General features: G+C 64.8%; 12 protein-coding genes. 8 read left to right on the top strand and 4 right to left on the bottom strand.

Translation table 11 applies throughout. The annotated features are described in order from the left end of the window. From CH268_RS22895 to CH268_RS22875, 5 genes are all read left to right on the top strand, one after another. Window positions 1-169: integrase core domain-containing protein (locus CH268_RS22895; protein WP_141215147.1), on the top strand; the 169-nt coding region annotated here is incomplete at its 5' end. A 96-nt stretch (window positions 170-265) separates the two neighbouring features. Continuing rightward, window positions 266-1,249 (top strand): ATP-binding cassette domain-containing protein, encoded by a 984-nt coding sequence (locus tag CH268_RS22890; protein WP_094665997.1) that lies wholly within the window; start codon window positions 266-268, stop codon window positions 1,247-1,249. Then, on the top strand, window positions 1,246-2,001 hold the full coding sequence (locus tag CH268_RS22885) for an ABC transporter permease (RefSeq protein WP_032367145.1): 756 nt from the start codon (window positions 1,246-1,248) through the stop codon (window positions 1,999-2,001). The genes CH268_RS22890 and CH268_RS22885 overlap by 4 nt, the downstream gene beginning before the upstream one ends. 15 nt (window positions 2,002-2,016) lie before the next feature. Next, window positions 2,017-2,754 carry a lysophospholipid acyltransferase family protein gene (locus CH268_RS22880; protein WP_094665996.1) on the top strand — a complete coding sequence of 246 codons (738 nt, stop codon included), beginning with the start codon at window positions 2,017-2,019 and terminating at the stop codon, window positions 2,752-2,754. A gap of 68 nt (window positions 2,755-2,822) precedes the next feature. Continuing rightward, window positions 2,823-3,581 carry an SDR family oxidoreductase gene (locus CH268_RS22875; protein ID WP_032367143.1) on the top strand — a complete coding sequence of 253 codons (759 nt, stop codon included), beginning with the start codon at window positions 2,823-2,825 and terminating at the stop codon, window positions 3,579-3,581. A 78-nt stretch (window positions 3,582-3,659) separates the two neighbouring features. On the opposite strand, the gene CH268_RS22870 is transcribed toward CH268_RS22875, so the two are convergent. From CH268_RS22870 to CH268_RS22855, 4 genes are all read right to left on the bottom strand, one after another. Next, a complete protein-coding gene (locus tag CH268_RS22870; protein ID WP_032375050.1) occupies window positions 3,660-4,553 on the bottom strand; it encodes a glucose 1-dehydrogenase in 894 nt (297 codons plus the stop codon). Between the two features lie 240 nt (window positions 4,554-4,793). Then, window positions 4,794-5,642 carry a 3-hydroxybutyryl-CoA dehydrogenase gene (locus CH268_RS22865; RefSeq protein WP_287454853.1) on the bottom strand — a complete coding sequence of 283 codons (849 nt, stop codon included), beginning with the start codon at window positions 5,640-5,642 and terminating at the stop codon, window positions 4,794-4,796. A gap of 5 nt (window positions 5,643-5,647) precedes the next feature. Continuing rightward, entirely contained in the window at window positions 5,648-6,805 is a 1,158-nt protein-coding gene (locus CH268_RS22860) for an acyl-CoA dehydrogenase (protein WP_027495295.1), read from the bottom strand. A gap of 147 nt (window positions 6,806-6,952) precedes the next feature. Next, window positions 6,953-7,600, bottom strand: coding sequence for a TetR family transcriptional regulator (locus CH268_RS22855; RefSeq protein ID WP_032374763.1), 648 nt, complete (start codon window positions 7,598-7,600; stop codon window positions 6,953-6,955). A gap of 115 nt (window positions 7,601-7,715) precedes the next feature. Between CH268_RS22855 and CH268_RS22850 the strand changes: the two genes are divergently transcribed. From CH268_RS22850 to CH268_RS22840, 3 genes are all read left to right on the top strand, one after another. Further along, a complete protein-coding gene (locus CH268_RS22850; protein ID WP_094665994.1) occupies window positions 7,716-8,060 on the top strand; it encodes an ArsR/SmtB family transcription factor in 345 nt (114 codons plus the stop codon). A 106-nt stretch (window positions 8,061-8,166) separates the two neighbouring features. Continuing rightward, on the top strand, window positions 8,167-9,864 hold the full coding sequence (locus CH268_RS22845; protein WP_094665993.1) for a SulP family inorganic anion transporter: 1,698 nt from the start codon (window positions 8,167-8,169) through the stop codon (window positions 9,862-9,864). 40 nt (window positions 9,865-9,904) lie between these two features. After that, window positions 9,905-11,317, top strand: a complete 1,413-nt coding sequence (locus tag CH268_RS22840) for a xylulokinase (RefSeq protein ID WP_094665992.1) — start codon at window positions 9,905-9,907, stop codon at window positions 11,315-11,317. Window positions 11,318-11,426: the final 109 nt, after the last annotated feature.

Here is an 11,426-nt window from a genome sequence, read left to right as displayed (position 1 = left end):
CAACCAGGAATGGGCCTACGCGAACACCTACCTCTCCGACGAAGCCAGAGCGGCGACCTACCAAGACTGGATCCATCACTACAATCACCACCGACCCCACACAGGCATCGGCGGCAAGTCACCCATCGAGCGACTGACCGTCCACAACGTCCCAGGGAAGAACAGCTAGTTCGCTCGCGCCGAGCATCGCGGACCGTAGCTGACCGCGATCGTTTCTAGCGTCTCCTCCCGTACGGATTCACCGATACGACGAGGGGCGCACGAGATGATCGAAACATCGGGATTGACCAAGACATTTCGGCAGGGCAAGAAGACCGTGGAGGCGGTGCGCGGCATCGATCTGACGATCGGTGAGGGAGAACTGGTCGCTCTCCTCGGCCCCAACGGTGCGGGCAAGTCGACCACGCTGCGAATGCTGACCACGCTGCTGGCACCGACGTCGGGTTCGGCCCGGATCGCGGGGTTCGACGTGGGCAGGGACCGGGACAGTGTCCGGCGCAGTCTCGGCTATGTGGGGCAGGGCAATGGCGCGGGACACAACCAGCGCGTGCGTGACGAACTCGTCGTGCAGGGCCTGTGCTACGGCATGACTCGTCAGCGATCACGAACTCGCGCAGACGAATTGATCGACGCACTCGAACTCGGTGAACTGTGCTCGCGCACCGTCTCGACGCTCTCCGGCGGACAGCGTCGTCGACTCGATATCGCCCTGGGGCTGGTGCACCGACCGGCACTGTTGTTCCTCGACGAGCCGACCACCGGGATGGACCCGCAGAGTCGGGCCAACCTGTGGGATCACATCCTCCGGCTGCGACGCGAGATGGGCACGACCATCGTTCTGACCACCCACTACCTCGACGAGGCCGATTCGATGGCCGAGCGGGTCATCGTCGTCGACCACGGAACCGTCATCGCCGACGACACCGCCGCGTCGCTGAAATCGGAACTGGCAGGCGATCTGATCGTTCTCACCGTGTCCGACGCGTCGGCGCTTCTTCCGCTTCTCGACGGCATCGACGGCATCAGAGACGTCACGAGATCCGGTTCGCGCCTGAACCTGCGTGTCGGACGCGCCGAAGTCGTTCTTCCGGAAGTGTTGCGGCGGAGTGAGTTACACGGTATCCGCGTACATACTGCGGACATGACCCGACCGACTCTCGACGACGTGTTCCTCGGACTGACCGGCCGTAGTCTTCGAGAAAGTGCCGCAGCGCTCGACAACGCGAGCGTGGCAGGAGAACTCCGATGAACGTTCTGTCCGGAAGCACTCTGGTGATGGGTCGGGAATTGCGGCCGATGGTGCGCGATCCGTTCACCGTCATCTTCAGTCTCGTCCAACCGCTGATCCTGCTCGCTCTGTTCGGCCCACTGCTCACCGATGTCCCCGGTCTCGGCGACGGAAGTGTCTGGGACTGGTTCGTGCCGGGTGTTCTCGCGATGATCACCATCTTCGGCACCTCCATGACGGGCTCGAATCTGCTGGCCGAGTTGCAGCAGGGTTCTCACGAGCGAATGTTGGTAACTCCGTTGCCGCGATCGGCGCTGCTCGTCGGGCGCGCGTTCAAGGAAATGGTGCCGCTGGCCGCACAGGCCGTGCTGATCGTTCTGGTGGCATTGCCGCTGGGGTTGTCCGTGAATCCGATCGGTGCCGCTGTGGGAATCGTGCTGCTCGGGGTGTTCGGCGTCGGGCTCGGCGCGCTGTCCTACGCGTTGGCTTTGGCTGTGCGCGGACAGGATTGGGTGTTCTGGTCCATCCAGCAGACATTGATGTTCCCGCTGCTCATCCTCTCCGGCACGATGCTGCCGCTGACGGCCGCCCCGGGGTGGATGCAGTTCCTGGTGAACATCAACCCCCTCGGATATCTCGTCGACGCCGAACGTGCACTGTTCGCCGGAGACTTCGCGAGTTCGACGGTGATGGCAGGTGTCGTCGCAGCCGCGGCCACTGCGGCGGTCGGGTTGATCGTCGGCATCCGGGCTATGGGCTCCTCGCGCGAGTGAGGCTAAGCTCGCGTCATGGATCGGCCTGCGGTAATTCTCGAGAACGACGAGACGGTGTACGACTTCTATCTGCGTCATCAGCAGAATCGTCAGGTTGCGAGGCTGGCGTATGCCGCCCTCGCCCGACGCTTCCGCCCGCGGGTGTCGTACTTCGACGGTGCCCGGGAGGAGCTGCGGCGTCTGGTGTACGACAACACGCGTCTGCTCATCGCGGTCAATCACCTCACCGAGAGTGATCCCTACACCCTCGCAGCGGCGGCCTGGGCGTCGCCGCTGCGTCCGGTGATCGGGCGCACCAGAGTGCTCGCGAAGGACGAATTGTTCCAGGACCCCAAGCAGCGCAAGCGAATCGACATGATGGGCGGCATTCCCGTCTTTCGCGGTAAGAATCACGGGATGCGGGCAGTCAGTGCGGCAGGCAACCGCATGATGGACATCAGTGCCGAAAGAATGAAGCGCGGCGACGACCTCGCGGTGTTCCCGGAAGGCACCTGCAACCTCGAGGACCCGACGACGGTGCAACACGTCGGCAGCGGAATCGGCCACATCGCGATGCGGGCCCGCAAACTCGGCGTCGAGCCGACGTTGATCTGCATCGGACTGAGTTACGGCCCCGGCTCGGCGAAAGTGAAGCAGGCGAGCGTCTACTTCGATACGCCCATCACCGATCTGCCCCAGAAACCGATCGACATCACCCGGGTGGTGGCAGAGGGAATGCAGAAAGCACTCGACGGAGCGGTGGCTGCGTACTGACTGCGCCGCCGGGGTTGGTAGAAACAGATGACAGGTAATTCGATTCGGCGTTGTGTCAGGAGATATTCGTGAGCGATCAGATCAAGACGGCCATCGTCACCGGTAGTGCCCGGGGTATCGGTGCAGCAGTGGCCAAACGACTGGCCAAGGACGGTTTCGGTGTCGCGGTGGTCGACCTCGACGAGGCCGCGTGCAGCGACACCGTCGGCGCGATTGAGGCCGCAGGTGGGCAGGCCGTGGCCATCGGCGCAAACGTGGCCGACGAGGAGTCGGTGCAGACTGCAGTCGACCGCATCGCGAGCGAGTTCGGTGCACCGACCGTACTGATCAACAACGCAGGCATCACCCGCGACAACCTCCTGTTCAAGATGACGGTGCAGGACTGGGATTCCGTGCTCGGCGTACACCTGCGCGGCTCGTTCCTGATGACGCGTGCAGTGCAGAAGCACATGATCGACGCCAAGTGGGGCCGCATCGTCAACCTGTCGAGCACCTCGGCCCTCGGCAACCGCGGTCAGGCTAACTACTCCGCGGCCAAGGCCGGCATGCAGGGATTCACCAAGACTCTCGCCATCGAGCTCGGCAAATTCGGCGTCACCGCCAACGCCATCGCCCCCGGATTCATCGAAACCGAGATGACGGCAGCCACCGCCGAGCGGGTCGGAATGTCGTTCGACGACTTCAAAGCTGCTGCGGCGTCGCAGATTCCGGTCAACCGCGTCGGACATCCCGACGACATCGCCCACCTGGCGTCGTTCTTCGTCAGTGAGGGTGCCGGCTTCATCTCGGGTCAGGTCGTCTACGCAGCCGGTGGTCCGAAGGACTGACGTCTCCCGAACGCGTGAATGGACCATTCACGAGCCCGGACGGGTGTGAATGGTCCATTCACGTAGAGCGCAAGGCGACTACGGCGTCGGCATTCCGCCGTTGACGTTGAGGGTGTCTCCGGTGACGTATCCCGATTCCGCTGAGGACAGGTACACGTACGCGCCGGCGATCTCGGCCGGCTGACCTGCCCGGCCCAGTGGGGTTTCCTTGCCGAATTCCGGCAGTGCCGACGTCGGCTGCCCGCCCGCGGCCTGCAGCGGAGTCCAGAACGGCCCGGGCGCAACGACATTGACCCGAATTCCCTTCGGTGCCAACTGCTGCGCGAGTGCCTTGCTGATGGTGTTGATGGCCATCTTCGTCGTCGCGTAATCCACCAGACCGGGCGAGGGTGTGTACGCCTGGATGGAGCTGGTGTTCACGATCGTCGAGCCGGCAGGCATGTGCGGCACCGCTTCCTGAATGATCCAGAACAGCGCGTACACATTGGTTTTGAAGGTCTGGTCGAACTGCTCCGACGTGAGATCCGCCAGATCCTCGACGAACTGCTGCTTGCCTGCCACGTTGATCAACAGGTCCAGGCCGCCGAGCTCGTCGACGGCGGTGTGCACGAGGGCGCGGGCAGCTTTCTCGTCGGTGAGGTCTGCCGGTGCCAGGACGGCGGTGCGACCGGCGTCGCGAACCAGTTGGGCGACGTCCTGCGCGTCCTTCTCCTCCGACGGCAGGTAGTTGAGAACTACGTCAGCACCTTCGCGGGCAATGGCGATGGCGGCCGCACGCCCGATGCCGGAGTCGGCACCGGTGATCAGGGCCTTACGGCCGGTCAGCCGTCCGGACCCGCGGTACGTCTGCTCGCCGTGGTCGGCCAGGGGTTGTAGATCGGCAGCGAGACCGGGCGGATCCTGGTGCTGCTCAGGGAATCCGTCCTGGCGGTACTGCGTGACGGGATTTGTGAAGGTGTACTGATCACTCAATTGGGGTCGTCTCCGAACCTGGTATTCATTGCGTGGGGAACCTGCTGCTCGATTCCGTCTCCACGCCGAATGCCCAGAGTCGCCCGCAAACAAACTGAGTCGGGTCTCTCCCTGGCTCACGCCATCCCCCAAGTTCACACCATCCCCGCCAACGGATGAATGCGGCATTCAGCTACTTGGAGTAGCTGAATGCCGCATTGATCCGGAAGGGGGGGCGTGCCGGACAAGCAAGGCTGTGGGCTAGGAGTACGTGTAGAAACCCTTGCCGCTCTTGCGACCCAGCATTCCCGCGTCCACCATGCGCTGCAGCAGCGGGGGCGGAGCGTAATGCGGCTCGCGGAATTCGGCGTACAGCGATTCTGCGACCGCGAGGGTGACGTCGAGGCCGACGGTGTCGGTCAGACGCAACGGTCCCATGGGGTGGGCGCAACCGTTGACCATGCCGTCGTCGATGTCCTCGGCGCTGGCGAAGCCGGATTCGAGCATCCGGATGGCCGAGACCATGTAGGGGATGAGCAATGCGTTGACGATGAATCCCGCACGGTCGCCCGCACGAATTGTCTTCTTGCCAAGTGTGTTCGCCGCGTAATCGGTGACGGCGTCGACGGTCTCTTCGCTGGTGAGGAGGCTGACGACGATTTCGACCAACGGCAGTACCGGCACCGGGTTGAAGAAGTGCACTCCGACGACCTGGTCGGGTCGCTTCGTCGCGTTGGCCATCTTGATGACGGGGATCGACGAGGTGTTCGTCGCCAGGATTCCTTCGGGTTTGACGATGGAATCGAGCTTGCCGAACAGATCCAGCTTCAGCGATTCGATCTCCGGTGCCGCCTCGATCACGAGGTCGCGATCGGCAAAATGGTTGATATCGAGCGTCAACGAGATTGCGGCGCGGGCTTTCTCGGCCGCGTCGGCGTCGATGCGGCCGGACTTGACGGCCCGCGCGAACGATTTGTCCAGGCGTGCTTCGGCGGCGTCGGCGGTGCCCTGGCTGGTTTCCAGGATCAGCACCGAGCTACCGGAGCGGGCGCACATTTCGGCGATACCGGCACCCATGGTGCCGCCGCCGATGACGCCTACGAGTTCGATGTTGCTCATTTGAGCAGCGCCCGCGACATGACGACACGCTGAATCTGGTTGGTGCCCTCGTAGATCTGCGTGATCTTGGCGTCGCGCATCATGCGCTCGACGGGGAAGTCGGTGGTGTAGCCGGCACCGCCGAAGAGCTGGACGGCGTCGGTGGTGACCTCCATCGCGACATCGGAGGCGAAGCACTTCGCTGCGGCAGAGATGAATCCGAGGTTCTTCTCGCCGCGCTCGGCGCGTGCTGCGGAGCTGTAAACCATCAGGCGGGCAGCTTCGACCTTCATTGCCATGTCGGCGAGCATGAACTGCACGGCCTGGAAGCTCGAGATCGACGTGCCGAACTGCTTGCGGTCCTTGGTGTATGCGATGGCTGCGTCGAGAGCGCCCTGAGCGAGGCCGACGGCCTGTGCGCCGATGGTGGGCCGGGTGTGGTCGAGGGTTTCGAGTGCGGTCTTGAATCCGGTGCCGGGCTCACCGATGATGCGGTCTCCGGGGATCTTGCAGTTCTCGAAGTACAGCTCGGCGGTGGGCGAACCCTTGATGCCGAGCTTCTTCTCCTTGGGGCCGACGACGAATCCTTCGTCGTCCTTGTGCACGATGAACGAGCTGATGCCGTTGGCGCCCTTGTCGGGATCGGTGACGGCCATGACGGTGTACCAGTCGGACTTGCCGCCGTTGGTGATCCAGCACTTGGAGCCGTTGAGGATCCAGTCGTCCCCGTCGGCCTTCGCGCGGGTGCGCATGCTGGCGGCGTCGGAGCCGGCTTCGCGTTCGGACAGTGCGTACGACGCCATCGCGCCGCCTGCGAGCGAGGGCAGAACCTGCTTCTTGAGCTCCTCGGAGCCCTTGAGGATGAGGCCCATCGTGCCGAGCTTGTTGACGGCGGGAATCAGTGAAGACGAGCCGCAGACGCGGGCGACCTCTTCGATGACGATGCAGGCGGCAACCGAGTCGGCACCCTGGCCGTCGTACTCCTCGGGAACGTGCACGGCGTTGAAGCCGGAAGCGTTGAGGGCATCGAGCGCCTCCTGCGGGAAGCGCGAGTCCTCGTCGACCTCCTTGGCGTACGGGGCGATCTCCTTCTCCGACAGGGCCCGGATCGCTGCGCGCAGCTCCTCGTGCTCCTCGGGTGACTGGTAGAGATCGAAGTCGGGATTTCCGGCCATGTCGGCCACGCTCCTCGCGATGTCGGGGGTACAGCACTGCCCAGAAGGGCACTCAGTGCCAAGCTTCATCCCAGTGTACGGCCGGACCGGCCTCGATTCAAGGGTGGGGCTCGCCGAGACGGCACTGAGTGCCATCTTGGGTGGGTGTCACTCGGGGAGGTGGCGGGCCAACGCGTCGGCGACGGTGTTCACGGACGTGCCCCGCGGGAATGTCGCGACCACGACGTCTCCCGAGGACTGGGCGCGGACCTGCGCCAACGCTGCACGCAAGTCGGTGACGGACGTCGGCAGGCCGTCGCGAATCATCCGTCGTAGAAAGTAGTTGTGGGTCGCGGTCACCGAGGCGGAGAACTGCAGGATCTCCAGATGAGGGTGGTCGGGAAGCGCCCGCTGCAAGTATTCGACGAAGAGACGGTCGTAGCGGAACACGGTGACGATCTCGCGATCGCGCAGGGCGGGAATTCGATGCACCACCTGATATCGCAGCCGCGACATCTCTTTCCAGTCCGAGAATCGCTCGTACACCAGCTGCGCGGCATCGCAGACGGCCTGCCAGGGGTCGCCGGTGTCGGCCGCGAGCAGAGCGCCGACCTGCTCGAGCAGGATCTCGTGATCGGCGAAGACGACGTCTTCCTTGGCGCGGAACTGCCGGAAGAACGTCCGACGCGAGATTCCGGCCGCCACCGCGATGTCGTCGACCGTCGTCGAGTCGTAGCCCTTGACCGAGAACAGATCCAGGGCCGCGGTGGCCACGGTCAGCCTGAAGTCGGTGGATTCCTCGGGTTCGCCGCGCATGCCAGTGAAGGTAGCGGAGTTTCGGCAGGGGCACTGAGGTCGTCCTTCTCGGTGGCTGATTGCTAGTGTTCGCAAGTAGCCTGCTGCGCAGTGCTCGGCAAAGCGGAAGGACGTCATGGCCACGGATTCGAGTCGACCGCTGTACAGAATGAAGGCCGACTTCTTCAAGACGTTGGCTCATCCCGCGCGCATTCGAGTGCTGGAACTGTTGAGCGAACGCGAACACGCAGTGTCCGAGATGCTGCCCGAGGTGGGCATCGAGCCGGCGAATCTGTCGCAGCAGCTGTCGATTCTGCGTCGCGCGGGTCTCATCGAGGGGACTCGGGAGGGATTGTCGGTGTCGTACACGCTGACGTCGCCGAAAGTAGCGGACCTCCTCGTGGTGGCCCGAGAGATATTGACCGGAGTGGTAGCCAACCAGGTAGAACTGCTGGGCGGCGAGTCCGGATCGCGCACCTGAGCCGATGTTCGAGGGAGGTGTGCAGCATCTCGCCGCGTCTGATTCATTACTTGCTAAACTTAGCAATCAACTGGATCAAGAACGATGAACTTTCAGGAAGCGTCGCATGTCCGAACCGACGAAACGCACCCGTACGACCGACGCCCTGAGGGCGGTATCCGCCCTTCTACCCCGCTGGAGCGAGTGGAAGCCCGCGCTGCGCGCACCCGGTTCGGATCTTCTCGCCGGCCTGATCGTGGCGCTGGTGGCGCTGCCCCTCGCGCTCGGATTCGGAGTCAGCACCGGGCTGGGTGCAGCGGCGGGACTGACCACCGCCATCATCGCGGGAGTCGTGGCCGCGGTATTCGGTGGCTCACGGTTTCAGGTATCGGGTCCGACCGGTGCGATGACGGTGGTGCTGGTCCCGATCGTCGCCGAATACGGGCCGACGGGAGTGCTCGCGGTCGGGCTGCTGGCCGGGATCATTCTGTTGGTGCTCGCGGTAGCAGGAATCGGCCGAGCCGTGCGGTACATGCCCGCGCCCGTCATCGAAGGATTCACCGCGGGCATTGCCGTTGTCATTGCACTGCAACAGGTTCCGTCGGCGCTGGGTATCACGGACGCGAAAGGTGACAAGGTCTGGCAGTCCGCGTTCGATGCTGTCCGTTCGTTCGTCGCGCATGCGAGCATCCTCACCCCCGCTGTGGCGATCGCCGTCGCGATCGTCATGCTCGTCGGCGGCCGCCTGGCACCGAAGATCCCGTTCTCACTGGTCGCGGTTGCTGCCGCTACCGTGGCCACCCAGCTGTTCGATCTGGACATCGCCCGCATCGGCACCATTCCGTCGTCGTTGTCCGCCCCGAGCCTGGGCTTTTTCCACCTGGGTGACGTGACGGCGTTGCTGGCCCCGGCGTGTGCCGTCGCCGCTCTGGCTGCCCTGGAATCGTTGCTGTCCGCCACCGCCGCGGACTCGATGGGCGTCGGCGCTCGCCACAACCCCGACCGGGAGTTGTGCGGACAGGGCCTTGCGAACATCGCCGCACCCCTGTTCGGGGGCATCCCCGCCACAGGTGCCATCGCCCGGACTGCGGTCAACGTTCGATCCGGTGCCCGCACCAGGCTCGCGGCCCTCACCCACGCGGTGATCCTCGCCGCCATCATGTACTCCGCGGCGGGGTTGGTCGCCGATATCCCGCTTGCAGCCCTCGCCGGAGTGCTGCTCGCAACCACGGTGCGGATGGTCGAGACCGCGTCCATCCGGGCGATCACCCGCGCCGGCCGCGGGGACACCGTGGTGATGGCGGCGACCTTCCTCGTCACGGTGGTCTTCGATCTCGTGACGGCGGTGGCGGTCGGCGTCGGGTTCGCTGCCGTCCTGGCTCTGCGGGCCGTTGCGCGATCGGCCACGGTCGAGCAGGTCCCGTTGAACACACTCGATGCGGTCTCGAAGGAAGAAGGCGACCTGCTGCGGGAACACATCGTCGCGTACCGCATCGACGGTGCGCTGTTTTTCGGTGCCGCGCACAGCTTCCTGCTCGAACTCGCCGACGTCTCGGACGTGAAGGTGGTGATCCTGCGCATGTCCCGAGTCACCACGATCGACGCCACCGGCGCAATTGTTCTCAAGGACACCATCACCGAACTCGAACACCGACACATCACCGTCCTGATCTCCGGTGCCAAGCCCGAGCACCTGCGTCCCCTCGCAGCCCTGGGCGTGTTCACCACCAAGGACGACGACGCTCGACACGTCTTCGACACCACCCCGCAGGCCATCGCCTGTGCACGCACGCTGGTGACCGAGGCGACCACGCCCCGCGGGTAGGGTCGTAGGTCACACTTGCGTACGAAAGGACCAGCTCATCGTGGCTCTCGTTGCCGGAATCGACTCTTCCACCCAATCGTGCAAGGTTTTCGTTCGCGATGCCGACACCGGGGAGTTGGTGCGTCACGGCCGTGCCGGTCATCCCGACGGCACCGAGATCGACCCGCAGCGGTGGAAGGAAGCACTCGACGAGGCCGTCGACGCCGCCGGCGGGCTGGACGATGTCGCTGCGGTGTCCGTCGGCGCGCAACAACACGGCATGGTCTGCCTCGACGACAACGGATCCGTGGTCCGTAAAGCATTGCTGTGGAACGACACTCGATCGGCCCAGGCGGCAGAGGATCTGATCGCGGAGCTCGGCGAGAAGACCGGTGGCGACGGCGGTCAGGCCTGGGCCGACGCGGTCGGCGTGGTTCCGTTGGCCTCGATCACCGTCGCCAAGCTGCGGTGGCTCGCCGACAACGAGCCCGACAACGCCGATCGCACTGCGGCGGTGTGCCTTCCGCACGATTGGATCGGCTGGCAGCTCGGTGGCGCGTCGGGGCTCGACGCCTTGGCCACCGATCGCGGCGATGCGAGCGGCACCGGATACTTCTCGGCGGCCACGAACGAGTATCGAACGGATCTGTTGCAGTTGGGCTTTCGTGGCCGCAACCCACTGCTGCCCCGCGTGGCTGCGCCGAATGAGGCGATAGGCCACACTGCCGCCGGGGCGCTGATCGGCCCGGGTACCGGAGACAATGCCGCGGCGGCGCTTGCCCTCGACGCACAGCCCGGTGATGTGGTGGTCTCGATAGGCACGTCCGGCGTCGTCTCGGCGGTGACCACCGCAGCCGCGGCCGACGGTTCGGGCCTGGTCGCCGGATTCGCCGACGCCACCGGGCGTCAGCTGCCGTTGGTGTGCACGCTCAACGCGGCGCGTGTCCTCGATGCGACGGCGCGAATGCTGGGCGTCGATCACGACGAGTTGTCGCGGTTGGCTCTGTCGACGACGAGCGACGGTGTGGTGATGGTGCCGTACTTCGAGGGCGAGCGGACGCCCAATCTCCCCGACGCGTCCGGTGCGATTCATGGACTACGACTGAACAATTCGACTCCGGGCCATCTCGCTCGCGCGGCCGTCGAAGGACTGCTGTGCGGACTGGCCGACGGTATCGACTACCTGCGTGCACAGGGAGTGGACGTGCAGCGAGTACTGCTCATCGGCGGCGGTGCCAAGTCCGCGGCGCTCCGAGCCTTGGCCCCGGCAATTCTCGGGGTGCCGGTGGCCGTACCCGAGCCCGGTGAATACGTCGCTGACGGGGCAGCGCGCCAGGCAGCATGGACTTTGGCCGGAACCAATGAGCCGCCGACCTGGGCGCAGGCCACCTCGAAGACATACGAGGCAGACCCCACGCCGGCGGTGCGAGAGCGCTACGCGGGGTATGCGGCTGCGCCGCAGTGGCGCGGTTGAGTGCCGCAGAGGGGCTGTTGCATTTTGTGTGAGCGGTAGTTCGACGTTGTAAAGGGGTGGCTCGGGTTCGATGCCCGGGTCACCTCTTTTTCGGCCCTGGGGTGCTCAT

The sequence above is a fragment of the Rhodococcus sp. 06-1460-1B genome (assembly GCF_002258475.1).
Classification (GTDB): domain Bacteria; phylum Actinomycetota; class Actinomycetes; order Mycobacteriales; family Mycobacteriaceae; genus Rhodococcoides; species Rhodococcoides fascians.
This window is presented reverse-complemented; position numbering and strand designations above follow the sequence as displayed.